General features: G+C 67.1%; 22 protein-coding genes. 7 read left to right on the forward strand and 15 right to left on the reverse strand.

Going from position 1 to position 25406, the window contains the following annotated elements; translation table 11 throughout:
- The 3 genes from TX88_RS09675 to phoU form a co-directional block, all read left to right on the forward strand.
- Positions 1-384, forward strand: a 384-nt coding sequence (locus TX88_RS09675) for an IMP dehydrogenase (protein WP_044516375.1), incomplete at its 5' end; no start/stop codon positions are given.
- A 66-nt stretch (positions 385-450) separates the two neighbouring features.
- Positions 451-2187 carry a GMC family oxidoreductase gene (locus TX88_RS09680; protein WP_044516376.1) on the forward strand — a complete coding sequence of 579 codons (1737 nt, stop codon included), beginning with the start codon at positions 451-453 and terminating at the stop codon, positions 2185-2187.
- Positions 2188-2254: 67 nt separating this feature from the next.
- Positions 2255-2914: a phosphate signaling complex protein PhoU gene (phoU, locus tag TX88_RS09685; protein ID WP_044516378.1), complete on the forward strand. Its 660-nt coding sequence runs from the start codon at positions 2255-2257 to the stop codon at positions 2912-2914.
- A 4-nt stretch (positions 2915-2918) separates the two neighbouring features.
- Here the strand turns inward: phoU and TX88_RS09690 are convergent, their stop codons facing one another.
- Positions 2919-3533, reverse strand: coding sequence for a TetR/AcrR family transcriptional regulator (locus TX88_RS09690; RefSeq protein WP_210742629.1), 615 nt, complete (start codon positions 3531-3533; stop codon positions 2919-2921).
- A 58-nt stretch (positions 3534-3591) separates the two neighbouring features.
- Between TX88_RS09690 and TX88_RS09695 the strand changes: the two genes are divergently transcribed.
- Entirely contained in the window at positions 3592-4329 is a 738-nt protein-coding gene (locus TX88_RS09695; RefSeq protein WP_044516381.1) for a P-loop NTPase family protein, read from the forward strand.
- Positions 4329-6314 (forward strand): YhgE/Pip family protein, encoded by a 1986-nt coding sequence (locus TX88_RS09700; RefSeq protein WP_084621849.1) that lies wholly within the window; start codon positions 4329-4331, stop codon positions 6312-6314. The genes TX88_RS09695 and TX88_RS09700 overlap by 1 nt, the downstream gene beginning before the upstream one ends.
- Before the next feature lies 1 nt (position 6315).
- Here TX88_RS09700 and TX88_RS09705 read toward each other — a convergent pair whose 3' ends face one another.
- Positions 6316-7215, reverse strand: a complete 900-nt coding sequence (locus tag TX88_RS09705; protein ID WP_044516383.1) for a TauD/TfdA dioxygenase family protein — start codon at positions 7213-7215, stop codon at positions 6316-6318.
- A 74-nt stretch (positions 7216-7289) separates the two neighbouring features.
- Between TX88_RS09705 and TX88_RS09710 the strand changes: the two genes are divergently transcribed.
- Positions 7290-7874, forward strand: coding sequence for a TetR/AcrR family transcriptional regulator (locus TX88_RS09710; protein ID WP_084621850.1), 585 nt, complete (start codon positions 7290-7292; stop codon positions 7872-7874).
- Here the strand turns inward: TX88_RS09710 and TX88_RS09715 are convergent, their stop codons facing one another.
- From TX88_RS09715 to TX88_RS09725, 3 genes are all read right to left on the reverse strand, one after another.
- Entirely contained in the window at positions 7875-9329 is a 1455-nt protein-coding gene (locus TX88_RS09715) for a catalase (protein ID WP_044516385.1), read from the reverse strand. It lies immediately after the preceding gene.
- Positions 9330-9448: 119 nt separating this feature from the next.
- Positions 9449-11812 carry a glycoside hydrolase family 65 protein gene (locus TX88_RS09720; protein ID WP_044519259.1) on the reverse strand — a complete coding sequence of 788 codons (2364 nt, stop codon included), beginning with the start codon at positions 11810-11812 and terminating at the stop codon, positions 9449-9451.
- 7 nt (positions 11813-11819) lie between these two features.
- Positions 11820-12590, reverse strand: a complete 771-nt coding sequence (locus TX88_RS09725) for a beta-phosphoglucomutase family hydrolase (protein WP_044516388.1) — start codon at positions 12588-12590, stop codon at positions 11820-11822.
- A gap of 129 nt (positions 12591-12719) precedes the next feature.
- Between TX88_RS09725 and guaA the strand changes: the two genes are divergently transcribed.
- Positions 12720-14279 (forward strand): glutamine-hydrolyzing GMP synthase, encoded by a 1560-nt coding sequence (guaA, locus tag TX88_RS09730; protein ID WP_044516389.1) that lies wholly within the window; start codon positions 12720-12722, stop codon positions 14277-14279.
- A 7-nt stretch (positions 14280-14286) separates the two neighbouring features.
- Here the strand turns inward: guaA and TX88_RS09735 are convergent, their stop codons facing one another.
- From TX88_RS09735 to TX88_RS09775, 10 genes are all read right to left on the reverse strand, one after another.
- On the reverse strand, positions 14287-15189 hold the full coding sequence (locus TX88_RS09735; RefSeq protein ID WP_044516391.1) for a MerR family transcriptional regulator: 903 nt from the start codon (positions 15187-15189) through the stop codon (positions 14287-14289).
- Positions 15189-16682, reverse strand: a complete 1494-nt coding sequence (locus TX88_RS09740; protein WP_044516393.1) for a flavin-containing monooxygenase — start codon at positions 16680-16682, stop codon at positions 15189-15191. Before TX88_RS09740 ends, TX88_RS09735 begins: the two co-directional genes overlap by 1 nt.
- A 1-nt stretch (position 16683) precedes the next feature.
- A complete protein-coding gene (locus tag TX88_RS09745; protein WP_044516395.1) occupies positions 16684-17604 on the reverse strand; it encodes a reductase in 921 nt (306 codons plus the stop codon).
- The gene (locus tag TX88_RS09750) at positions 17604-18458 is read right to left on the reverse strand and encodes an SDR family NAD(P)-dependent oxidoreductase (RefSeq protein ID WP_044516397.1); all 855 of its coding nucleotides are present in this window, start codon (positions 18456-18458) and stop codon (positions 17604-17606) included. The genes TX88_RS09745 and TX88_RS09750 overlap by 1 nt, the downstream gene beginning before the upstream one ends.
- Positions 18455-19453 (reverse strand): alpha/beta hydrolase, encoded by a 999-nt coding sequence (locus TX88_RS09755; RefSeq protein ID WP_044516398.1) that lies wholly within the window; start codon positions 19451-19453, stop codon positions 18455-18457. The genes TX88_RS09750 and TX88_RS09755 overlap by 4 nt, the downstream gene beginning before the upstream one ends.
- Positions 19454-19557: 104 nt before the next feature.
- Complete coding sequence (locus TX88_RS09760; protein WP_044516400.1) at positions 19558-21369, reverse strand: zinc ribbon domain-containing protein; 1812 nt, start codon at positions 21367-21369, stop codon at positions 19558-19560.
- A gap of 42 nt (positions 21370-21411) precedes the next feature.
- The gene (locus tag TX88_RS33245; protein ID WP_084621851.1) at positions 21412-21699 is read right to left on the reverse strand and encodes a hypothetical protein; all 288 of its coding nucleotides are present in this window, start codon (positions 21697-21699) and stop codon (positions 21412-21414) included.
- Positions 21700-21841: 142 nt separating this feature from the next.
- Positions 21842-22561, reverse strand: coding sequence for a hypothetical protein (locus TX88_RS09765; protein ID WP_044516402.1), 720 nt, complete (start codon positions 22559-22561; stop codon positions 21842-21844).
- Entirely contained in the window at positions 22558-23766 is a 1209-nt protein-coding gene (locus TX88_RS09770) for a zinc ribbon domain-containing protein (RefSeq protein ID WP_044516403.1), read from the reverse strand. Before TX88_RS09770 ends, TX88_RS09765 begins: the two co-directional genes overlap by 4 nt.
- Positions 23763-25394, reverse strand: coding sequence for a S53 family peptidase (locus TX88_RS09775; RefSeq protein ID WP_044516405.1), 1632 nt, complete (start codon positions 25392-25394; stop codon positions 23763-23765). The genes TX88_RS09770 and TX88_RS09775 overlap by 4 nt, the downstream gene beginning before the upstream one ends.
- Between the last annotated feature and the right edge of the window lie 12 nt (positions 25395-25406).

Raw genomic sequence — 25406 nt, forward strand, 5'->3', positions numbered from 1 at the left:
CGTCGCGAATACCTCGACGAGACCGGCGGATGCTACGTGCATGTGCTGGCCGACGGCGATATCCACAGCTCGGGTGATCTGGCGAAGGCGATCGCCTGCGGCGCCGACGCCGTTGTGTTGGGCACGCCGCTGGCCGTGGCCGACGAAGCGCAGGGCGGCGGCTGGTTCTGGCCGTCCGCGGCGGCGCACCCGTCCTTGCCGCGCGGCGCGCTGCTGCAGGTGGCGGTCGGGGAGCGGCCCAGCCTGGAGCAGGTGCTCAACGGACCGTCCGACGATCCGTTCGGGTCGTTGAACCTGGTCGGTGGCCTGCGCCGGTCGATGGCCAAGGCCGGGTACTGCGATCTCAAGGAGTTCCAGAAGGTCGGCCTGACCGTCGGGAGCTGACGCTCGTCTTTACAAGTTAGGGCCTCCTGTCTAGAAGTTACCTGTCGGTAGCGTCATACTGATCACATGAAGCCTGACTACGACGTCTTGGTGATCGGTTCGGGGTTCGGCGGCAGCGTGAGCGCGCTGCGGCTGACTGAGAAGGGCTATCGGGTCGGTGTACTCGAAGCCGGCCAACGGTTCGCCGACCCGGACTTCGCCAAGACTTCGTGGGACCTGCGCAAGTTCCTGTGGGCGCCGCAGTTGGGCATGTACGGCATCCAGCGCATCCACTTGCTGCGCAACGTGATGATCCTGGCCGGTGCGGGCGTGGGCGGCGGATCACTGAACTACGCCAACACCCTCTACGTGCCGCCGGACCCGTTCTTCAACGATCCGCAGTGGAAGGACATCACCGACTGGCGTGCCGAGCTGATGCCGCATTACGACCAGGCTCAGCGCATGCTCGGTGTGGTCAAGAACCCGACCTTCACCGACGCGGACCGCATCGTCAAAGAGGTCGCCGACGACATGGGCTGCGGGGACACCTTCGTCGCAACGCCCGTCGGGGTGTTCTTCGGCCTCGACGGCGAGATGACACCGGGCAAGACCGTGCCCGACCCGTTCTTCGGCGGTGTCGGACCGGCCCGCACCGGGTGCATCGAGTGCGGCGAATGCATGACCGGTTGTCGCCACGGCGCCAAGAACACCCTCGTCAAGAACTACCTGGGACTGGCGGAATCCGCTGGGGCGCAAGTGCATCCGATGACGACGGTGACGAGTTTCGAGCAGCGCGCCGACGGGCTGTGGGAGGTCACCACCGTGCGCACCGGCAGCAAGCTGCGTCGTCGCCGCAAGACCTTCACCGCGACACACCTGGTCCTGGCGGCCGGCACATACAACACCCAGAAGCTGCTGTTCAAGATGCGCGATACCGGCAAGCTGAACAAGCTCTCGGCCAAACTCGGCGTGCTGACCCGCACCAACTCCGAGTCCATCGTGGGTGCCCAGACCCTCACGGTGACACCCGGCATGGATCTGACCCACGGCGTGGCCATCACCTCCTCGGTGCATCCCACCGCCGACACTCACGTCGAGCCGGTGCGCTACGGCAAGGGCTCCAACGCAATGGGGCTGCTGCAGACGCTGATGACCGACGGCACCGGGCCGCAGGGCACCGACGTGCCCCGCTGGCGGCAGTTCCTCGAACAGGGTCGCCAGGATCCGGGCAAGCTGATCCGTCTGCTCAACCCGCAGCGGTGGAGTGAGCGCACGGTCATCGCCCTGGTGATGCAGCATCTGGACAACTCGATCACCACCTTCACCAAGCGTGGGCCCGGGGGCAAGCGGGTCATGACGTCCAAACAGGGCCACGGCGAGCCGAACCCGACGTGGATCCCGGTGGGCAACGAGTTCACCAGGCGGATGGCGGAGAAGGTCGACGGGGTCGCGGGCGGCACCTGGGGCGAGCTGTTCAACATCCCGCTCACCGCGCACTTCCTGGGTGGGGCGGCCATCGGCGACAGCGCCGACCACGGTGTCATCGACCCGTATCAGCGCGTGTACAACTACCCGACGCTCTACGTCATGGACGGCGCCGCGATCTCGGCGAACCTCGGGGTGAACCCGTCGCTGTCGATCACCGCGCAGGCCGAGCGGGCCGCGTCGTTGTGGCCGAACAACGGGCAGAACGACGAGCGTCCGGCGCAGAATGAGCCGTACCGGAAACTGGCGCCGATCGCGCCCGCACATCCCGTGGTGCCGGCCGAGGCGCCTGCCGGACTGCGGCGGCTGCCGATCGAACCCGTCAACTCGGGCGGTTAGGTCCCGCCCCATTCCGGGTACCTAACCCTCGCCGGGCGGCGAGGTCCGGCCGGGAGGGGTGCGGCGCATGCGGAAGGCGTTCCACGACGAGTTGGCGGCACTGTCCACTCAACTCGCCGAGATGTGCGCGCTGGCGGTCAGTGCGATGCAGCGGGCCAACCAGGCCCTGCTCGACTCCGATCTGTCACTGGCCGAGCAGGTCATCGCGGACCACGAACACATCGCCGCCTACAACCACCGCATCGAGGAGTCGGCGTTCCGGCTCTTGGTCCTGCAGCAGCCGGTCGCCAGTGAGCTGCGCACCGTCGTCGGTTCGATGCACATCGCCGCCGATATCGACCGCATGGGCGCGCTCGCGGTGCATGTCGCCGACATCTCCCGGTTGCGCCATCCTGAATGCGCGCTGCCGGACGAGGTGCGGGCAAGTTTTGCCGAGATGGGCGCCCAGGCCGTGCAGTTGGCGCGCACCGCGCAGGAGGTGCTGGTGTCGCGCGATCCCGACGCCGCCGCACGCCTGCGCGACGAGGACGACGCCGTCGACGCCGAGCATCGTCACCTGTTCACCCTGCTGCTGGACCGTCAGTGGGACGACGGGGTGTGCTCGGCTGTCGACGTCGCGCTGTTGGGTCGCTACTACGAGCGATTCGCCGATCACGCCGTCGAGATCGGCAAGCGGGTCATCTTCGAGGCGACCGGCGGGCGGCCGGTGCACAAGAAGCTGGCCTGAGCCGCTACCGGCCGGGAGCTGGGCTGGATTCGAGCAGCGCGGTGAACAGCCGGGTGAGTGTGTCGACATCGACGGTCCCCGGTTGCAGCACCTCCTCGGTGGCGATGCCGGAGATGATGGTGACCACCAGTTGGGCGAGTGCCGACAGCTGGCGACCGGGCAGGGACGTACCGGCCTGTTCGACGATGCGCAGCGCTTGATCGGCGGCCGCGCGGCGGCGGGCCACCAGGCGTTCGCGGAGCTGGGGATCCCGGACCGCACGCAGCCAGTACTCGGTCAGCACGATCTGGTACTCGGTCTGATCGTGGATCGAATCCAGCGTTGACCTGCTCAATGCCGCGGCGATCGCGGCGGTGTCGCCGTGCCCACTGTCCAGAGCGGTTGCGATGAGGGCGCCGCGACTCTCGAACTGCCGGTCCAGCAGGGCCAGGAACAACTCGTCCTTGGATTCGAAGTTGGAGTACACCGCACCTTTGGTGAATCCCGCGGCGTGACCGATGGCGTCGATGGTGGCGCCGGCGAACCCTTCGGCCGCGAAAACCTTCAGCGCTGCGTCGAGGATCCGGTCGCGCACCTCGTCGCGGGTGGGACGGGTGCGGGCGGGTTTGACAGCCGACATGGGGAACACAATACTCGCTGGTATCGTTTGGATACCAGTGAGTATCGAAAGGTCGGAGATGGAAGATCAGGACGACGCCGAGGACACCCGGGCGTCCGAGGGGGACGACGCGACCGATGCGCCCGAGGCGGGCGCCGCGCAGGACGCGCCGCAGATCGTCACGGCCGGGTTGGGGGTGGACGGCGAGCACGGACCGTTGTTCTCGAACATCGACCTCGAGCTCACGCCGGGATTCCACGCCATTCAGATGCCCGGCGGCTGGGGCCAGACCGCACTGCTGCTCACGCTGGCCGGCCGGCTCAAGCCCACCAGCGGCACCGTGACGGTCTGCGGCGAGACCGCCCCCCGAGCGATCCGGCGGCACTGCGCAATCGCGGCGTTCGCCGACATCGACGAGCTGGAGGACTCGGTCACCGTGCAGACGGTGCTCGCCGAGCAGCGCCGGTGGCTGGCACCGTGGTATCGACGGGTTCCGATCGAGGCCGGCGAATCCGCACTCCGTGAGGTCTTCGGGGCACTGACGCCGCCGGCGGCCGCGACCTACATCAGCGAACTGTCCGATCTCGACCTGTTCCTGCTGAAAGTCACCCTGGCCTTGTTCTCGAATCGTCCGATCCTGGTGGTCGGCGACCTCGAACAGGTAAGGGACAACTCGCGCCGGGCGGTCGCAGTCGAACGACTCGGCGCCATCGCCACCCAGCGCACCGTCGTTGTCGGCGTGACCAATCCGCTCGGTGTCGAAGCCCCCGACCACGGTCTGCACGATCACCGCATCCTGACCGGAAAGAACGAATGATGTTTGCAAGACTCAACTTCGGAGCCCCGGCCGCCGGACTCGCCTTCGGCTCGGAAATCAAACGCTTCGGCCGCAGCCGGATGACCCGCGCCGCGATCGTGGTGCTGATGCTGCTGCCGCTGGTGTACGGCGCGCTGTACCTGTGGGCCTACTGGGACCCCTTCGGCCAGGTCGACAAGATGCCGGTGGCACTCGTCAATGCCGATCGGGGCGCGGTGGTTTCGGGCCAGCACATCAATGTCGGTGCCGAGATCGCCAAGAGCCTGACCGACGATGCGAGCCTGAACTGGCATGTGGTGGATGACGACGAGGCGCGTAGGGGCGTCGAGCACGGCCAGTACTACTTCATGCTCGAGCTGCCGGCCGATTTCAGTGAGGCGATCGCATCACCGCTGACCGGGAACCCCAAGCAGGCCAACCTGAATGCGGTCTACAACGACGCCAACAACTACATCTCGTCGAACATCGGCCGCACCGCGATCGACCAGGTGCTCAACGCGGTGTCGACGCGGATCTCGGGCCAGGCGGTCAACCAGGTGCTCTCGGTCGTGGTCAGCTCGGGCGCCGGGATCAAGCGGGCCGCGGACGGTGCGGCCCAACTCGCCGACGGGGCAGTGAAAGTCGATGACGGCGCCGGTCAGCTGGCAACCGGGCTTCACAGCGCCCGGTCCGGCTCGGCCCAGCTGGCCACCGGTGCCAAGCAGCTCTCCGACGGGATCACCAAGGCCACCGACCCGCTGGTCGCGGTGACGTCCGCGCTGTCGAAGGTCGGTGGCGACACCCAGAAACTGGAAGACGGCACCGCTGCACTGCGGCAGGCCAACGACCAGATCGGCGCCATCACCGGGGCGCAGGATTCCGCTGCGACGGCGCTGACGTCGGTGATCGATCAGCTCTCGGCCAGCCCGGATCCGCTTGCCAACAACGCGGCCGGAACGCTGCGGGGTGTCCAGGATGACCTTCGGGCCCACCAGTTCACCCCGCAGATCCGCCAACAGCTCACCGATGCGGAGAATGCCGCGATCTCGATGACGTCGTCGTTGCGCAACCCCGGCAGCCCGCTGAACTCCGCGCTCGATCAGGTCGGCAGCAAGAACTCCGATCTCAACGCCAAGCTGAACCAGCTGCGAAGCGGAGCTCAGCAGCTGGCCTCGGGCAATGCCGAATTGGCCAGTGGTATAGCCAAACTCGACACCGGTGCCGGGCAGCTGAAATCGGGTACCTCGCAGTTGCGGTCCGGATCGGCCGAGTTGGCGACCAAGCTCGCCGACGGCGCCGGCCAGGTGCCCGATTGGACACCCGCGCAGAAGGAGGCGATCGCCGACACCATCGGCGGTCCGGTCCACCTGCAGAACTCGGCCGAGAACGCCGCGCCCAACTTCGGCACCGGGATGGCGCCGTTCTTCATCACGCTCGCCCTGTTCTTCGGTGCGCTCGTGCTGTGGATGGTGTTGCGTCCGTTGCAGAACCGCCCGATCGCCGCGGAGGTACTGGCGATCCGAGTGGTGCTCGCCAGCTACGTGCCCGCCGCGGTGATCGGGATATTCCAGGCCATCATCCTTTACTGCGTGGTGCGGTTCGCCCTGGGCATGCAGGTGGCACATCCGGTCGCGATGCTGGGCTTCATGATGCTGATCTCGTGCACCTTCGTGGCGGCGACGCAGGCGATCAACGCCTTCGTCGGCCCCGCGGTGGGCCGGGTGCTGCTGATGGCCCTGCTCATGCTCCAGTTGGTCAGCGCAGGCGGGATGTATCCGGTGGAGACCACGTCACGACCGTTCCAGGCGTTCCACAACTACGATCCGATGACGTACGGCGTCAACGGATTACGTCAGCTCATCCTCGGCGGTATCGATCACCGGCTGTGGCAGGCGATCATCACGCTGCTGCTGATCTGGGTCGGTGCCCTGACCATCTCGTCGCTGTCGGCCCGGCGTAACCGGCAGTGGAACATCATCCGGCTGATGCCGGCGATCAAGATGTGAGTCAGACCGCCTGGAGCAGAGCGGCATCCGCGAGCGGCCGGCTGCGCTGCCCGTGGATGTCGACGGGCACGTCACCGGACAGCGTCACGCGGTGCATCACCCGGCGCTGGTTGTCGTAGTCGTCGACAGCGCGGTGCTGGGTGGCCCGGTTGTCCCAGATGGCGACGTCGCCGGGTGCCCAGTTCCAACGAATGGTGTTCTCCGGAACGGTGATCCGGCGCTGCAGCAATTCCAGCAGCGTCGAGGATTCGTGGCTGTCCAGGCCGAGGAAGCCGCGGGTGAAGTCGCCGGCCACCAGGGTGCGTTCGCCGGTTTCCGGATGCACCCGGACCACCGGGTGCTCGGTGCGGAAATCGGGCTTCTCGAACGCGGCCCGCATCTGCTGCTGTTCGTCGGTGAGCGAGGCCACCGGCGCGGCCGCGTAATCGAAGCGGTTGCTGTGGACGGCCCAGAGGTTTTCGGTGAGGTGCTTGAGCGGCTCGGGGAGCGCGTCGTAGGCGGCCGCGGTCGATGCCCACAGGGTGGATCCACCGTATTCGGGCAGCGTCACCGCTCGCAGGATCGAGATGGCGGGGTAGTCGGGCACGAACGTGACGTCCGTGTGCCAGCGGGTGGCCTTGGCGTACTCGGAGTCGAGGGGGGTGATGATCGGCGCATCGGCCTGCTTGAGCGCGTGGTGGCCGACCGGCTGGCCCAGCAGCCGCGCGAAGGCGTGGTGCCCTTCGTCGGTGAGGTCGTGCTGGCCGCCGAAGAAGATCACCTTGTGCTCCAGCAGCGCGCGCCGGATCTCGGCGACCGTGCTCTTGTCGAGATCCCCGCCCAGCTGGACCCCGTCGATGCGGGCGCCGATCCGGCTGCCGAGCTTCTTGACGGTGAGGGGAGCGATGGTGGAAGCGGTCATCGGATCAGTCCTTTGCGCTGGTGGGAACAACTGTAGTCAGGTGACTACACCTGCATGTGAGCTAGTGTAACCACGTGACTACACCGACGCCACCGGCAAAAGATCCGGCGAGCCCGGTGGGCCGTGACGAGGTGGTGGCCGCGGCACTGTCCGCGGCGGCCGAACTGTTCGCCGAGCGTGGGGTGGCGGCCACGTCGATCCGTGACATCGCCGCCAGGTCCAAGGTCAACCACGGGCTGATCTACCGGCACTTCGGCACCAAGGAGCAGTTGGTCGGCGCGGTCCTCGATCACCTCGGTGCCCGGCTCACCACGCTGTTGGACGACGGCGGTCCCGCCGACGAGATCGAGCACAACATGGACCGGCATATGCGCGTGATGGCCCGGGCGCTGCTCGACGGCTACCCGATCGGGCAACTGCAGACCCGGTTTCCGGGTGTCACCAGGCTGCTCGGGCAGGTGCTGCCGCAGTTCGACGACGAGCGCCGCGGACGGCTTGCCGTTGCGAACGCCGTTGCCCTGCAACTGGGTTGGCGCTTCTTCGAACCGTTCCTGAAGGCCGCGACCGGCCTGGATCCGATCACCGACGACGACGTGCGCGCCGCGATGAGCGCCGAGATCGCGCAGATCCTCGATCCCGGCGACGCATCTGCGGTTTGATCAGCTGCCGCTGCGGACTGACGATTCGATCTTCTCGCCCAATTGCTTGTCGACGTTCTTCCAGTACTCGAAGGCCCGTTCCAGGACCTGCTCGGAGACGCCCTTCGACAGGTGGCCGGCGATGTTGGAGACCAGCCGGTCCCGTGCCGCGTCGTCGAGCACGTCGCGCACCATGGTTCCGGCCTGGCCCCAATCGTCGTCCTCGGCGTGCAGCGTGTAAGCGGCGCGCACCATGTCGCCGTCGGCGCGCCAGACCGATTCGCCGGTGCGCGCCGGATCGGCCTGCGGCCCGCCGTACGAGTTCGGTGCGTACACCGGATCGGTCACATTCTTGATCCGCATCGCGCCGTCCTTCGAGTAGCTGTTGACCTCGACCTTCGGCGCGTTCACCGGGATCTGCTTGTAGTTGGTCCCGAGCCGGTGACGGTGGGCGTCGGCGTAGGAGAAGTCGCGGGCCAACAGCATCTTGTCCGGACTCAGACCGGTGCCGGCCACCCGGTTGTTCGGCTCGAACGCGGCCTGCTCTATTTCGGTGTGATAGTCCTCGACATTGCGGTCCAGTGTCAGCGTGCCGACATCGTGCAGCGGGTAGTCGCCGTGCGGCCACACCTTGGTCAGGTCGAACGGGTTGAACCGGTAGTCCTTGGCTTCCTCGAACGGCATGAGCTGCACCTTCAACGTCCAGCTCGGGAAGTCGCCGCGGTCGATCGAGTCGTACAGATCACGCTGATGGGCATCGCCGTCGACGCCGGCCATTCGGTCGGCTTCCTCCTGGGTGAGGAAGTCGATGCCCTGGTTGGTGATGAAGTGGTACTTCACCCAGGTGATCTCTCCGGCAGCGTTGATCCAGCTGTAGGTGTGACTGGAGTAGCCGTTCATGTGCCGCCAGTCCTTCGGGATGCCGCGGTCACCCATCAGCCACGTGACTTGGTGCGCGGATTCCGGCGACAGCGTCCAGAAATCCCACTGCATGTCGTGATCGCGAGTGTTGTTGTCGGATCGCCGCTTCTGCGAGCGGATGAAGTGCTGGAACTTCAACGGGTCCCGCATGAAGAACACCGGGGTGTTGTTTCCGACCATGTCGAAGTTGCCCTCGGTGGTGTAAAACTTGGTCGCGAACCCGCGAGGGTCGCGCCAGGTGTCTGGGCTGCCCCGCTCACCGGCGACGGTCGAGAACCGGGTCAGGGTCTCGGTCTTGACGCCCGGCTGGAACAGCGCGGCCTTGGTGTAGGCGCTGACGTCGTGGGTCACCTCGAAGTGACCGAATGCGCCGCCGCCCTTGGCGTGCGGCTGGCGCTCCGGGATCCGCTCCCGGTTGAACATCGCCATCTGCTCGATCAGGTAGTGGTCCTGCAGCAGGATCGGGCCGTCCGGACCGATCGTCAACGAGTGTTCGTCGCTGTACACCGGGATTCCGGCGTCGGTGGTTGTCGGCTTGGGCTGGGTACCGGTCACCCCGTCGCTCCTTTCGCTGTTCAGCGGAGGTCATCGCGCGCGGCGATACCACCGCTGTCACTTATAGGAGCCGAGTACCCAACGACGTTCCCCCTCCAAACCCCGTCGGGTGATCAATGTCAGTCGGAGTGGCCGGTGCGACGACGCACGGGCTCGCGCCCGAGCGGCTGGGGCGGCGCAGGCATCAGCGGGTGCCGGGGAACGATCGCGACGGTGGTCGGTTCGCTGGTGCTGAGCACGACGTCCTTCCCGGCGTGACGGATGGTCAGGGACCCGTCGGGCCCGTCGCGCAGGGTATAGGTGACGGCCTCGTGATGCGTATCGACGGTCACCCGGAATCCCTTCCAGCGCAGCCGGAAACGCAGGCATGAGATGCCGTCGGGCAGGTGCGGGTCCAGCGACAGGATGCCCTCGTCGTCGCGCAGTCCGCCGAAACCGCCCACCAATGCCGTCCACGCACCCGCCAGCGAGGCCATGTGCAGGCCGTCGCGGGTGTTCTGGTGCAGATCCCGCAGGTCGATCAACGCGGCCTCATAGGCGTAGTCGTGGGCCAGCTCGAGGTGGCCGACCTCAGCGCACATCACCGCCTGGGTGCACGCCGACAGCGACGAATCGCGGGTGGTGCGGCGCTCGTAGTAGTCGACGTTGCGGGCCTTCTGGTCCGGGGTGAACGCGTGGCTCTGCCACTGCATGGCCAGCACCAGATCGGCCTGCTTGAGCACCTGGGCCGGGTAGAGCCGGACGTACGGCTCGTTGAGCAGCAGCGGATAGGAGGTGTTGGCCGAGAAGTTCCATTCGGCCAGGGTGGTGAAGCCTTGGCACTGCGGGTGCACACCCAGTTCTTCGTCGTAGGGGATATGGGCGGCATCGGCGGCGTCACGCCAGGCCGCGGTCTCCTCGGTGGTCACGCCCATCGAGTAGGACGCCTCGGGATGGCGCATGCAGGCGTCGACGGCCACCCGCAGGTTGTGGGCGGCCATCAGATTGGTGAACACGTTGTCGCGGACCACCGCGGTGTATTCGTCGGGTCCGGTGACGCCGTCCAGATGCCAGATCCCGTGGCGGTCATGGTGTCCCAGCGACATCCACAGCCGGGCGGTGTCCACCAGAACCTCGAGGCCGCATTCCCGCTCCAGCGAGTCATCCCCGGTGACAACGCGATAGCGCTCGAAGGCAGCGGCGATGTCGGCGTTGATGTGCCATGCCGCGGTGCCCGCAGGCCAGTACGCCGAGCACTCCTCACCCCGGATGGTGCGCCACGGGAAACTGGCGCCCTCCAGATCGAGCTGGGCTGCGCGGTCGCGGGCGAGGTCCAGGGTGGAGGCCCGCCACCGCAGCGCGTCGGCTGCCGCCTGGGGCTTGGTGTAGGTCAGCACCGGCAGTACGAAACCCTCGGTGTCCCAGAAGGCATGGCCGTCGTAGCCCGTGCCGGTCAGCCCCTTGCCCGCGATCGCACGCCGCTCCGCGCGGGCGCTGGCCTGCAGCACGTGGAACAACCCGAACCGCACCGCTTGCTGGCAATCCGGATCACCCTCGACCTCGACGTCGGCGGAGTCCCAGAAGTCGTCGAGGTAGGCGCGCTGGGAGTCCAACAGCCCCTGCCACCCGCTGTAGCGGGCGCCGGTGATGGCGCCGGCGGCCTGATCGCGCAGCGCGGGACGCGAACGCAGGCTCGACCATCCGTAGCCGAGGTATTTGACGATGCGCAGCTTCTGTCCGGCTCGCAGTCCACAGATGATGGTGGTCCGGGCCAGGTCGTCACGGGAGTCGGTGCTCACCTCGACCCGGCCGGGCACTTCGACGTCATGGTCCATCGCGGCCGCCATCATCAGGCCGCTGCCGACGGTGCGGTGCACCAGAAGCGCACCGGTGTCGGTGTTTTCGTGGTGCACGGCGTGCAGCGGGTGTTTGAGCACTGCCGAGACGCGGGGGTCGCCAGAGGTCTCGGGTTGGTCCTCGTTGGTGACGAGTTCGGATTGCACTGTCACCCGCACGAATTCGCCCACGGCTTCGACGATGTACTCGATGGCGGCCACGCCGCGGTGCGCGAAGGACACCAGCCGGGTGGAGACCACCCGGACCTGTTTTCCCGCGGGGGAGCGCCAGTGGGCGAGGCGGGTCAGGGTGCCGGCGCGCAGATCCAGGGTGCGCTCATGCTCGATCAGATCGCCGTAGCGCACGTCGAAGGGCTCGTCATCGACCAGCAGCCGCATGATCTTGCCGTTGGTGACGTCGACGACGGTCTGGCCGGCCTCGGGGTAGCCATACCCGGCTTCGGCGTAGGGCAGTGGACGCACCTCGAAGAACCCGGCCAGATACGTGCCCGGCAGGCCGTACGGCTCGCCCTCGTCGAGATTGCCGCGCAGGCCGATGTGTCCGTTGGACAGTGCGAACAACGATTCGGACTGAGCCAGCAGGTTGAGATCCAAACGGGTTTCGCGCACCTGCCACGGTTCGACCGGGTACGCGTCGTGGGTGATCATCATGGCGCTACATCAACTCCGCCAGGTCGGTGACGACGATGTCGGCGCCGTCGCGGCGCAATTGCTCGGCCTGCCCGACCCGGTCCACGCCGACCACGAAACCGAACTTTCCGGCCCGCCCGGCCGCGACCCCGGCCAACGCGTCCTCGAACACGGCGGCCTGGGCGGGGGAGACGCCGAGGAGTTCGGCCGCGCGCAGGAAGCTGTCCGGTGCCGGCTTGCCCGGCAGGTTCTCGTCGCGCATCGTCAACCCGTCCACGCGGTGCTCGATGTATGCGTCCAATCCGGTGATCTTGAGTACCTCCTCGGTGTTGGCGCTGGAGGACACCACTGCCCGGCGCAGGCCGGCCTGTGTGACGGCCTGCAGATAGCGCCGGGATCCTTCGAACACCTCGACCCCGTCGGCCTGCAGGGTCTGGTGGAACATCGCGTTCTTGCGGTTGCCCAGACCCTCGACGGTGTCGGCGTCGGTGCCGTCGTCCGGTGTGCCCTCGGGTAACTCGATCCCGCGGCTGGCCAGGAACGAGCGGACACCGTCCTGCCTGCGTTTGCCGTCGACGTAGTTCAGATAGTCGGCGTTGATGTCGAAAGCGACGAAGGGTTCACCGGTGCGTTCGGCCCGTGCCTTGAGGAACTCGTCGAACATCGCCTTCCAGGCCTTCTTGTGCACGCTGGCGGTATCGGTGAGTACGCCGTCGAGGTCGAACAGGCAGGCAGTGATCTGTTCGGGCAGGCCCAGCACCGGGCACCTCGCTTTCGCCGACGTCTCCTTCATCATGCGTAATCACCACGCGGGCGGGGGTCTTAAACACGCCGTCTGCCGCGACTGCTGCGGGCCAGTTCAGCGCTGTCGAGACGATTTTTGCCCGTCTCGGTGGGCAAACGCGTCACCTCCTAGACTGTTGCGGTGACATCTGCATCTCCCCGTCCTGTCCTCGTCGTCGACTTCGGCGCTCAGTACGCACAGCTGATCGCTCGCCGGGTCCGTGAGGCGCGGGTGTTTTCCGAGGTCATCCCGCACACCACCACGGTCGAGGAGATCAAGGCCAAGGGTCCGCAGGCCATCGTGCTGTCGGGCGGCCCGGCCAGTGTCTATGCCGAGGGCGCCCCGCGCCTGGACCCCGCGTTGTTCGATCTCGACGTCCCCGTGTTCGGCATCTGCTACGGCTTCCAGGCCATGGCCCAGGCGCTGGGCGGCACCGTCGAACACACCGGGACCAGCGAATATGGGCGCACGGAGCTGAGCGTCAGCGGAGGTGACCTGCACGCTGAACTGCCGGGCACCCAGCCGGTGTGGATGAGCCACGGCGACGCGGTCACCGCGGCGCCGGATGGGTTCAATGTGATCGCCTCGAGCGCCGGGGCCCCCGTCGCCGGCTTCGAGAACCGGGCCCGCCGGCTGGCCGGCGTGCAGTACCACCCCGAGGTCCTGCATTCCCCGCACGGCCAGCAGGTGCTGAGCCGGTTCCTGCACGAGTTCGCAGGCATCGGCGCGACGTGGACCGCCGCCAACATCGCCGATCAGCTGATCGAGGCGGTGCGGGAGCAGATCGGCGACGGTCAGGCGATCTGTGCATTGTCCGGTGGCGTCGACTCCGCGGTGGCGGCCGCACTGGTGCAACGCGCCATCGGGGACCGCCTCACGTGTGTGTTCGTCGACCACGGTCTGCTGCGGGCGGGCGAGCGCGCGCAGGTCGAGCGGGACTTCGTCGCGGCAACGGGTGCCAAACTGGTCACCCTCGACGTCGCCGATCGCTTCCTTGAGGCACTGTCCGGGGTGACCAACCCCGAGGGCAAGCGCAAGATCATCGGTCGCGAGTTCATCCGGGCGTTCGAGCGGGTGGTTCGCGACACCCTGGGTGCGAGCGAGGGTGAGATCGAGTTCCTGGTGCAGGGCACGCTGTACCCGGACGTGGTGGAATCCGGTGGCGGCACCGGCACCGCCAACATCAAGAGCCACCACAACGTGGGCGGCCTGCCCGACGACCTGAAGTTCAAGCTCGTCGAGCCGCTGCGGCTGCTGTTCAAGGACGAGGTGCGCGCGGTCGGCCGTGAGCTGGGCCTGCCGGAGGAAATCGTTGGCCGCCAACCGTTCCCGGGTCCCGGTCTGGGTATCCGCATCGTCGGCGAAGTGACGGCCGACCGGCTCGACACCCTGCGCCGCGCGGATGCGATCGCCCGCGAGGAGCTCACCGCCGCCGGCCTGGACCAGCAGATCTGGCAGTGCCCGGTGGTGCTGCTGGCCGACGTGCGTTCGGTCGGTGTGCAGGGCGACGGTCGTACCTATGGTCACCCGATCGTGCTGCGCCCGGTTTCCAGTGAGGACGCGATGACCGCGGACTGGACCCGCGTGCCTTACGAAGTGCTGGAACGGATTTCGACCCGGATCACCAACGAGGTGCCCGAGGTGAACCGGGTGGTGCTGGATGTCACCAGCAAGCCGCCGGGCACCATCGAGTGGGAATAGACGCCGGTTACTCGGCAGCGTTCTCGACGTACTCGGTCAACATCTGACTGACGACCGATTCGATGGTCGACTCGATCGAGGCGGCCAGTGTCGCGCTCACCGCGGAGACGGCCTGCGTCCGGAACTGGATCAACATCGTGATCAGTTCGGCCACTTCGGTATCGGCGGGCAGTGACTCGCCGGGCTTGATCTTCTCGGACACCTGATCCACCCCGGCCTGCACCAGGATCGAGCTGATCTGGTCCAGGAGCGGCACGACCTGCTCGTGCACGTTGATCAGCGTGTCGATCGGCACGCCGTACCGCCGGACCTCGTTGAACGCCTCGATCAGCTTGGGCCGCACGACGATTGCCTCGTCCGAGGTCTTCTCGAGCTTGATCACGCCGTTGCCGACCAGCCGGTCGAACCCGGCGTCGTCATCGACCAGCCGTTTGGCTTCGGCCAGCGACATCCGCTCGGGTTTCTCGGTCGCCCAGTTGCCCGCGATGGCGTCCTCCAGGCCCAGCACATCGCCGATGTCCTTGCCCTGCTCCCACGCGCTGAGCATCTCGTGGACGTGCGCGATGTTGTAGCCCCGGTCCAGCATCGACGTGATCAACCGCAGCCGGGTCAGATGCGTGTCGTTGAACAGCGCGATCCGGCCGACCCGCAGCGGCGGGTGCAGCAATCCCCGGTCGCGATACACCCGGATGTTGCGGGTGGTCGTGTCGGCCAGCCGCGCGAGCTCCTCGATCCGGTACTCGCCGGACGCTGCGGCGCCGTGCGGTTGGACGGCGGCGTCGAACAGCTGGGACACCGCCGTTTCGATGACGTCACGCGATCCGCGCCGGATCTGCCGTGGCGCCCGGCGCAGACCGGTGAGGATCGTCGAGATGGCGCCCGCCGACTGCCGGGGCTGCTTGCCCGCCATCAGGCCGAAGAGCTGATCGGGACGCGCGCGTCCCGCACCGCTACGTCGTAGTCACCGAGCCGGAAATCCCGCATCTGTCGAAGATACTGGGTGGCGGTTCCGGGATACATCGACGCGTTGAATCCGTCCGCGGTCAGGTACCAGCTGGTGCACCCCGACATCCAGGTGGTTTTGGTCAGTCGCTGCTGAAGGCGGGTGTTGTGCCGTTGCTGCACGTCGGCGCGCACGTCGAGGTAGCGAAGGTTCTTGCGCAGGATCGTGCTGATGCCGGAGACGGCGTAGTCGATCTGGCCCTCGACGTAGACGAGCAGCGAATTGTGTCCCGGCCCGGAGTTGGGCCCGGTCATCAGGAACAGGTTCGGGTACCCGTGGGCGTTGATGCTCTTGTAGGCCTGAGCGCCACCCTTCCATTCGTCGGCCAGGGACCGGCCGCCGAGACCGGTGACCGGATAGGGCGGGCCGGTGAGATGGACGTCGAAACCGGTGGCGAACACGATCGCATCGAGGTGGTGTTCGATGCCGTCGCTGGTGCGGATGCCCACCGGGCTCATCGTGGCGATCGGCCAGTCGATCAGCTTGCAGTTGTCGCGCTGCAGCGCCGGGTAGTAATCGCTGGAGACCAGCATCCGCTTGCAGCCCGGGGTGAAATCCGGTGTCAGCTGCCTGCGCAGCCACGGATCGGAAACCTGCCGGCGCAGATGCGCCTTGCCGACCCGCGCCACCAGCCCTGTCAGCGGGGTGTCCCACACCATCGCCGTCGCGCTCGCCTCGTGACCCCAGAACAGGATCTGGCGGGCAAGCTGTTGCACGGCAGGCACTTTCGTGAACAGCGTGCGTGCCGCCGGGGGAGTGGCGATATCCAGACGTGGGATCACCCAGCCCGGGGTGCGTTGGAACACCTTGACGAAGCCCGCGGTCTTCACCAGCTCCGGGATGATCTGCACGGCGCTGGCCCCGGTGCCGATGACGGCGACGCGCTTGCCGGTGAAGTCGTAGTCGTGGTCCCAGTTTGCGCTGTGGATCTTGTGGCCCTCATAGGTGTCCAGTCCGCGGATGTCGGGCCACTTGTGGTCGGGCAGGGGACCGGAGGCCAGTACCACGGTCCGCGCCCGAAAGCGCTTACGGCCGGTGGTGTTGACCGTCCAGACGCCTTCGGTCTCGTCGAACGACAGACCGTTGACCTCGACACCGAACTGGATCCGGCGGCGCAGGTCGAACGAGTCCACCATGCCCTCGATGTGTTGACGGATCTCGCCGGCCGGGGAGTAGGCCCGCGACCACTCCGGGTTCTTGACGAACGAGAACGAGTACAGCAGCGACGGAATATCGCATGCCGCACCGGGATAGGTGTTGTCGCGCCAGGTCCCGCCGACGCGGTCCGAACGGTCCAGGATGACGAAGTCGTCGATCCCGGCCTCGATGAATTTGATGGCGGTGCCGATGCCGGTGAACCCGGCACCGACGATCAGCGTGTCGTAGGTCCGATTCACCATGTCAGGCCGCCGGCTCGTGGGTCAGCTCTTTGAACCAGCTGGGGATCGGCCGCAGCAGTGTCTTCGGATAGCGGTCCGAGGCCCACACCATGGGATTGGCGATCCAGTGGTAGGGGTGGCGCGGGTTGGTGACCATGCGGCCGTGCAGCTTGAGCAGCTGATAGGTCGGCACCCGCCAGGTGTGCTCACCGCGGCCGCCGATCTCCTTGAAGCGCATCATCGCCTTGTACAGTTTCTCGGGCTGCAGGCCCATGTCGACGATGTTGTTGCGCATCCGGTTGAGCAGCGGGACGTACATCAAGGTGCCGATGATGACCCCGGGAGACGCCACGTTGCCGACGAATTCGACCGCCAGTCGCCGCGCGGTGGAATTGCCGATCATGTTGAGCACTTCGAAATCGACCGCGATATGGCGGGATTCGTCGTTGTTGATCTTCTCGAAGACCTGATGACACACGGGGTCGTCGACCTCTTCGAGCAGGAACTTCAACAGTGCTCCGTCGAGAGCCACCTCGAGCATCGGGATGACGGTACCGAGCACCGACAGCGACATGTTGTCGGAGAAGGTGTCCAGCCATTCGATGGCCAGCCGGATGTTGACGTTCGGTTCGGGCATCTCGCCGTCTTCGAGCATGCCCCAGCGCTTCATCAGAGCCAGCTCGGCATTGGCGTGCCGCTGCTCTTCGGCGTGGAAGTAGCGGTAGATCTCGGCGATGGTCGGGGTCGGCGCCTTCTTTGCCAGCGCGGCGAACCCACGTGCACCGACGTTTTCGATCCAGCACAGGTCGGCCATGAAAGCCTTGAGTTTCGGTCGCATCTCGTCGGTGATGGTCTCGGCGCCCGGTGCGTCCCAGTCGATGTCGGCCAGGGCCCACTGCCGGTCCTTGATCTTCGCCAGCATTCGTTCCATGTCCATGGCCATTACGAAACCTCCTCGTGACTGGTGATGCGGGTGGTCAGGCCGACAGCGCGGGTGTACACGGTCGGGGTGAGTCGTTTGATGCCCCAACCGATCCGGGCATCGGGTTGTGGCATGCAGTAGAGACCGCCACGGTCGTTGGTGTCCAGGCACATCCGTGCCACCCGTTCGGGGGAGAACCCGGTCCACCGCATCAGCCGGTCGGCCAGCTGCGTCGATTGAGGTGTGATCCGGCCCGCTTCGACGATGTTGGTCTTGACGAACGTCGGGCACAGCACCGTGACGTTGATACCGGTGCCGGCCAGCTCGGCGGCCAGGGTCTCCGACAGCGACAGGGTCCCGGCCTTGCTGACGTTGTAGGCGGCCATTCCCGGAGCCGCGCCGAAGGCAGCGGCGGACGCCACATTGATGATGCCGCGGGGCTGATCCCCCTCTGCGGCACGCAGAATCGGCGTGAACACGTGGCAGCCGTGGATCGGTCCCCACAGGTTGATGCCGAGCACCCAGTTCCAGTCGTCGAGGGGGACCTCGCCGATCGGCCGGCCGCCCGCGCCGACGCCCGCGTTGTTGACGACCAGGGAGGGCGGCCCGTCGAACCAGGTTTGCGCGGCCTCGGCGAGGTGGGTGACCTCATCGATCTGTGAGACGTCGCAACGCACCGACATGGCCTGCCCACCGTCGGCGATGATGGCCTCGGCGGTCGCACGAGCCGCGGCCTCGTCGATGTCGCTGCACACCACCCGGCCGCCGCGGGAGGCCAGTTCGCGTGCGAAGGCGGCGCCGATGCCGCTGCCCCCGCCGGTGACGACGGCGTCGGCGTGCCGGCTGCGCTTGCGGCCCGATCCGAAGATATTCATCCGGCCACCTCGACGGTCTTCTCATCGGCGTTGCAGCGCAGGGATTCCGAGATGAAGCGTGCTGCTTGTTGCATGGCCGGGACGGCTTCTGGGCTGAGCCGGGGCAAGGCCTGGAAGACGTGTACCTGATCGGGCCAGACCTGCAGGTCGGCATGACCGCCCGCGGCCCGGATGTCCGCGTCGAGCGAGCGGGCATCTGCGAGCAGCATCTCGGCGCCGCCGGCCTGGATCAGGGTTCGCGGTAACTGACGCCCGCCCGCGACGTCCAGGTTCAGCCGAGGATGACTGACATCCACTTTCCCGCAATACAACTCGACGAGGCGAGCGGCGTCGGCGACGCGAATCGCCGGGTCGGGCTGCAGGCTCTCACGGGTGCGGGCGAGCGTGAAGGTCAGGTCGACCAGCGGGGAGAACAGCACCAACCCTGCCGGGTGGACGACGTCGGGCTGCAGGAGCAGATCCACGGCGAGGTGCCCGCCCGCGGAATCGCCTGCCATCACGATGCGGTCCGGACGGAGCCCGCGTTCGGTGCACAACCAATCCCACCCGGCGTGGACATCGTTGGCGGCGGCGGGGAACCGGTGTTCGGGAGCCAGCCGGTAGTCGATGCAGAACACGGGCAGTCCGGTCAGGCGCGACAGCCATGCGGTGAGCCGCCGGTGCGTCTGAGGTGAGCACAGCGCGAATCCGCTGCCGTGAAGGTAGTAGATGGCACGTTCGCCTTCGGTCACCCCGGGGCCGCGCACCCATTCGCCCACGACGCGTCTGCCGTCGGCCATGCGCACGTCGACATGTTCGACGCGGGTGCCTGACAGCGATGGACCGAAGGTGGCCATGATCCGCGCGATCAGCCTGCGTGAGGTCCACAGTCCCCAGCCGGTATCCGGCGGCAGAGCCGCACTGACCTGGCGCAGGGTGAGGCTGCTGACCTTGGATGCGCTGCGGGACCGCACGGATCCGCGTCGGGCCGGGTGAATTCCGGTGGTTCCGGACATGGGGCCTCCTCGTTGAAGCGTGTCTGGAGTACACCAGCAATTGATGACATTTGTCAATGTCACCAATTGACGATGGCGGACATTCGGTTCATGCCCGCCGAGGCTCAGCGCGCGGGGTCTCCGCGCCACCGAAAACTGTTGACGTACTTGCCCATATCCAGTGCCAGATCCAAGTTGGCGCCGGACGGAATGCCGGGACCGAAATCGGGGCCGTACGCGTGATACGGGCCGGTCGCGACGGCGATCAGTGCCAGGTCGTTCTTGACCGCCGCGAGAATCACCACCCGCAACCGCATGTAGTCGCCGGTGGCGTTCTGCGGCCAGCTGTCGAGGACCATCCCGTACCCGGGTTGGTAGCCGACCATGGCATTCGGGATCTCATAGTCCATGTCGGCGTCGGGGTAGGTGTCCTCGATCAGGGCCGTGGCGATCTCCTTCGGCGTCCTTCCGGCTGCGGGCTTGCTGATGAGTTGCATGGTGCCGCCGTCTCCGACCAGAAGATCCGCGGTCACCCCGTTATCGGCGGTGGTGACCGTGTAGGCGGCACCGGTGGCCGGATAGGCGACCGAGAACCCGCCATCCGGGGCGGTGAAGCGGGGATTCGTCGCGACCGGCTCGAACGTCGGCGGACGGCCGCAGTCCGGCGGGCATACGTAACGTTCGGGAGCGGGGCTGGCCAATGCCGAAACCCCGACGAGGGCCGCAGCCAACAACGCAACACCCGCGCCCCACGCCCCCAACAGCCGCCGGTTGCCGACCCGATGCGCCGGTGGCGACAACGCGCGGATCGCGACGCCACAGTTCGGGCAGAACCTCACATCGGGAACGGTGCGTTCGCATTGTGGGCACAGCAGCGATCCGTCTGAAGGAACGGCGGCGTCGGAGGTTTCATAGAGCAACGCGAGCTGCAGGCCGATTCGCAGCGCCAGCATCGCCAACGCCGTCACGGCCAGATGCACTGCCAACACCAACATCTGAGACACGGGCGCGACATCGATCAGCCCGAGCATCGCATAGCAGGCGGGGACGGTTGCGGCCGTCAATGCCACCGCCGTACGTACGGTCTTCGGGTTCTGCCGCGGGTTGTCCGGTGCCGGGGTGAACCACAAGGCGATACCGACGAGAGCTCCGGCGGCCCCAGCGGTCAAGGGCACCGCCACCGCCTGGATGCCGGCCTGTACCAGCAGCCCGCTCAATGGCCGGTCGTGGTCCACGATCCCGTCGTCGAACTGTGGAGCCAGCCGGCTCAGCGTGGCAGCCGCGGTGAAAGCCAGCGCGCTCACTGCGCCGATGGCAAAGCCGCCCAGCGATTTTCGTGGTCGCGGGGCGAACAGGCGGATCACCACTGCCGGGGTGAGCATCAGCAACATCGCGCCGAGCGGGACACCGAGGCCGTCGCGGATGATTCGGAACTGCGGAATGTCGACACCCATCGGCATGTCGTACTCGCGGGCCACCGCGGTTGCCGTCATGAGGGTCCATGCCGCGCCCAGCCCGGCGCCCAGGACGGCGGTCAGCAGCATCGTGCGTGCCGGAACATCGTGGGAGAAAACCGATCTGCGTAGGTATGCGACGAACAGCAGCGGCACCCCGAAAGCGGCGAGCGCGTTCATCGCCGCCGGCAGTCGCAGCAGGGCACACGCGGCCACGGCGACCACCAGCACCACTATCGCCAGCCGGAACGGTGCGCGCGAACGCTGCGGCAGTTGGGGGAACAGCGAACTGACCACCGACGGCCGCAGCAGGTGCTCGCGGCCCGCGCAGTACGCGCGGATTCGCAACCACCCGGGCCCATCGCGCCGCGGATCCAGATGCGCACCGCATCGGCCGCAGAATGTGCCCGCCGGAACCTCGGCCCGGCATACCCGGCATTCGATGGTGGGCAAGGTGTCGCCGGAGCCGGTTCCGGTGCTCATGGCGTGGGTGGCCGCACGGTCAACGGCCGGTATCCGACGGTGCTATTGCCGGTGGGGGCTGCCGATCCCGTGACGTCCGGTGGGCGGCGCCACCGGCTCAACGTGGGTGGGCGTGAACTTGTTGGCGCCGCCGGGGGAGACCTGCTTCTCGGTGGGCCCCGCGGGCGGCGGCGTTGTGGGGGTCGTCGTTGTCGTGGTGGTGGTCGGGGTGGGGCTCGTGGTCTCGGGTGCCTTTTCGCCCGTACCGCAAGCGCTGAGCCCGACCATTCCGACGATCGCGACCGAAGCCGCGGCGGCCGCGAGGCGACGAGTTGATGGGCGTGACCTCATGATTAGTCCTAACTGTCCCCCGCCTGGCGATTCGGGAACAGCGCCCGAATCGGATTGCCAGCAAACTCTAACCCGGCGCGGCCCGGCGTGGGCGTCAATTGTGAGTTTTCGATCGGCGGCGGCACCGTATCGAAAAGCTGGTTCAGCGGTTGGGATCTCCGCGCCAGCGGAAGCTGTTGACATATTTGCCCATGTCCAGCGCCAACTGCAGGTTCGCGCCCGAGGGTTTACTGGCGCCGGAGCCGGGGCCGAACTCCCGGTAGGGTCCGACGGCCGACGCGACGAGGGCGAGGTCGTCTTTCACGGCGACCAACACCAGGACCCGCATCCGCATGTAGTTACTTGTGGCGCCCTGTGGCCAGCAGTCGGCGACCAGCCCGAAGCCCGGGTGGTAACCGACCATCGCATTCGGGATGTTGTAGGCGGTCTTGGTGTCCGGAAAGGTCTTTTTGACCAGGGAATTGGCGATGTCCTCGGGGCTGCGCCCGCCTGCCGGTTCGCTGAACAACTGCAGCATGCCGCCGTCACCGGCCTGGAATTCCGCGGTGACACCCGTCGGGTTGGTGGTGACCTTGTACGCAGAGGAAGCCACCGGGTAGGAGACCGAGAAGCTTCCGTCTGGGGCGGTGAACACCGGATTGATCACCACGGCCTGCCCGGTCGGGGGCCGCCCACAGTCGGGTGGACACATGTAGCGGGCCGGGGACTTGCTCGTGGCATGGGAGACCCAGACCAATGCACCGGCCACCAGGGCGATTCCGGTGCCCAGGATCGCCAGCAGTTTCAGGGCCGAGGTTCCGCGGACGGCTCGGGTCCTGCCCGTGGAAATGGGTACCGCGTAGCCGGGAAAGAACGTGCTCATCCGGTGCCGGCCCCCGGATCACGTACCGGCCGGTGCTCGCGGCGTTCGGCCCGGGATGTGCGTGACGATGCGTGGGTGGCCGCACCGCAGTGGGGGCAGAACGACATGTCGGGCACGACGTGACCACAGCGTGGGCAGAAGATGGGTTGGTCGGAGGCGATCTCGTCCTGTGCTTCGTGCAGCAGCGCCAGATGCAGACCGACGCGCAGCGCCAAGATCGCCAGCAGCGCAACCCCGATGTGCACCGCGAGCTGGATCCACTGGGGGATACGGGCAACATCGACAAGGCCAAGCGCGGTGTAGATGATCAGCACCGCGAACGCGCAGGAGAACATCACCAGCCGGACGTAGCCGACGTGTTTGTCGGCCTTGGTGGCGGGGCGGGTGAACCACAATGCCGCGCCGATCAGGCCGCCGATGGCCGCTGCGGTCAAAGGTACGGCGACACCGCGGATTCCGGCTTCGACGATCAGCCCGGACATCGGGCGGTTGCGGGCCACCATTCCGGTGGTGAGCTGTGGTGCCAGCCGGGTCAGGGTGGCCGCCGCGGTGAATGCCGTCGCGCCGAGTGCGCCGATCATGAAGCCGTCCAACGATTCCCGGCTCGCCGGGCGCAGCACGCGGACCACGACGGCAGGTACCAGCATCAGGACCGCGCCGCCCAGCGGAATACCCAAGCCGTTGCGCACCATCCGGGATCCGGTCACCCCCACACCGAGTGGGACGCCGTAGGACTTGGCCATGGCGTGGCCGGTGAGGAGCACCCAGCCCACGCCCAGCGCGACTCCCAGCACGATGGCCACCGCCAGATTGACGCGGTGCAGATCGCGGAAGGCGTCGGACTCATAGAGGTAGAGCAGGAACAGCAATGGGAGCCCGAGTGCGGCAACCGCGATCAGGGCCGCGGGCAGCCGTAACAGCGCACACGCCACCAACCCGGCCAGCAGGACCAGCATCGCGATGCGGAACGGCATGCGGGACTGGTGCGACAGATGGGGGAACAGCGAGCTGGCGATCGACGGGCGTAGCAGGTGCTCATCGGGGGCGACGCAGGATGCGCTGAGGCGCAACCATTCCGGTCCGTCTCCTCGCTCCTTGTCGATCGGTACCCCGCACAGACCGCAGTACTTGCCGTCTGGCACGTCGATCTTGCAGACGCGGCATTCGGTGGTGGGGACGTCGGTGTCGTCGGGCGTATCGGTCATCGGCTCGCCTTCTGCAGGATGAGAAGGTTCTTGGCGAGGTTTTCCACGTCGGGTGTGCCCAGCCCGGTCACCAGGTCGTAGCCGGGTGCGGCACTGGCGACCGCGTTGCCGCCGAGGGTGACGTCGCGGAACGCCGGCAGCGGTGCTCCTCTGGCGATGCGGTACAGCAGCGGATTGAAATCGCCGAGCGCGCGGCCGCCGTTGGCGATCAGGTACTGATTCATCACCGCGGCCATCGCGGCCCACAGCGGTGCGGACTGCGAGGTCCCGCCCCCGACCAGAACCTGGCCGTTCAGAACGATTTTCACTCCGGTGAACGGGTCGGCGACGGCGGAGATGTCGGGAGTCAGCCGCTTCTGCTCGCCGCCGGCTTCGGTGCTGCCGGGGGCGGACAGCCCCTTCTGCCAGTCCGGGCGGTCGAACAGCGCGGACACGCCGCCGCCGGTGCCCTGCGACAGCGGAACGTCGAACCAGGCCTGCTCGGCCAGCCAGTCGCCGTCGGCGTCGGTGGACAGCGTCGTGCCGCCGACATCGGTGATCTCGGGAAGGGAGGCCACCGAGTCGAGGCCGATGTCGTCCTTGCCGGGCGCGGACGACCAGTCTTGTCCGCCTTTGCATTCCAGGCCGGCGAGGTCACCGCTGGCGTTGAATGCCGTGGTGCCGTGGGTGTGCGCGGTGGCCAGTGCGGAGCGGACGGGGGCGAGATCGGCGGCGGTGATCAACTTGTCGCAGCCCCAGCCGATCGAGAAGCTCCACACCGCGCCGGGGAACTGCTGGTCCGCGGACTCCAGCATCTTCCCGATCTTCTCGTAGGCACCGTCACCTTGCACTGTCTGCCTGGCGTTGACCACGACCTTCTGCGCGTCAGGGGCGACGGCGTGGGCGACCTGGAGGTCCATGGTGGTCTCACCACGCGGTGCGCTCGGTTGGCCGCCGACCACTGTCGGGGTGAACCTGGGCAGGCCGAATGTGGCGGCGAACGTGTCCAGATCGGCCTGGTCGAAACCGTCGAACGCGAAGAACACGATGGTGGTGCCCTTGCCGGTGAACCCCTGCTTCGCCAGGCCGGCAAGGTTGTAGGTGTTGAGCACCGCCTGTGGCGTCAGCCCTTGGTCCGGAACATCGGTGGGTAGGTTCCGCAGGTCCGGCAGCGACATCCGGTACGGCGTGTAGCCCAGGATGCGGCCGACTCCGGAGACCTCCCCGGCCAGCGGTTCGGGTACCGACGGCTGCTGCGGTGAGGCGTAGAACTCCTGACCGCGGCGGCCCCGGTAGTCATGGATGTCCACCCCGAAAGCGGATGCCATCGCGGCGGATCGGCCCTCGGCGATCGCCCAGGCATCACCGGGTCGCCACCGGATCGACAGTGAGCGCTGCTCGGCCCACCCGAACAGCGCAGCAGGCCGGGTGGCGCCGTGCAGCGTCATGGTCAGCTGTGCCGAGCCGGTGTCGGCCGGCCCGAGATCGGTTGAGGCAGAAAGTAGTTGGGCGTACGGACCCGTGATCTGGGTGGGTCCGTACGCCCAATTGCCCGTGGTGGGGCTGGTTCGCAGGTCGGAGACCAGCAGGACGCTGAACAGGATCAGCGCCAGTAACGCCCGCCCGGGGGCGATGTTCTTCCCGGCCATGGGAGAACGACC

This window comes from Mycolicibacterium septicum DSM 44393, from assembly GCF_000455325.1.
Classification (GTDB): Bacteria; Actinomycetota; Actinomycetes; order Mycobacteriales; family Mycobacteriaceae; genus Mycobacterium; species Mycobacterium septicum.